The organism is Protofrankia sp. CiP1_Cm_nod3 (assembly GCF_982290655.1).
Map to the genome: position 1 here is coordinate 3,693 of NZ_CEVIVD010000229.1, position 628 is coordinate 4,320.

Annotated in this window: 1 protein-coding gene; it reads right to left on the reverse strand. The window is 76.1% G+C overall.

All coding sequences use genetic code 11. From position 1 onward, the window contains the following. Positions 1-628 (reverse strand): Type 1 glutamine amidotransferase-like domain-containing protein (locus AC5LUJ_RS23250; RefSeq protein ID WP_493465775.1); only part of this gene is annotated, 628 nt, incomplete at both ends.

The window sequence follows — 628 nt, forward strand, 5'->3', positions numbered from 1 at the left end:
GCCGCGCCCGGGATCCGCTGGACCCGCCAGGCGTACACGCCCGGCCGGTCGGCGACGGCCTCCACCAGTTCGGTCCCCCGGAAGTGCAGGCCGGCCCCGTCGTCGGTGGCCCAGCCGGCCGGCAGCGTCCCGTCCGCGACCAGCTTCTGGTAGAGCGGACGCCGGCCCGGCTCCGAGTCGTAGTGCGGGGTGTTGCTGAACGGCAGCAGGCCGAGGCCGTCGGTGACCGCCCGCAGGTCCGGCCCGAACGAGTCGGTGGTGCCTCCCGCGTGCCAGCACAGCGATCCCGCGGACACCCCGCCGAGGACCACGCCCGCCTCCCACGCCTCCCGCATGATCACATCGAGGCCGTGGACGCGCCACACCGCGAGCAGGTTCGCCACGCTGCCGCCGCCCACCCAGATCACGTCCTGGCCCAGCAGGTGCGCGCGGATGTCGGCGACGTTCGGCATCGGGAACAGCGCGAGGTGGGAGGCGCGCACCTGCGGGGTGTCGCGGGCGAGCGCGGCGTAGTAGCGCGCGTAGGCGGCCGGGTCGTCGCCGACGGCGGTGGCCAGCAGGCACAGCTTCGGACGGGCCGGCTGCCCGGCCAGGCGCAGCGCGTGGTGGATCAGCGGGCCGACCCGGG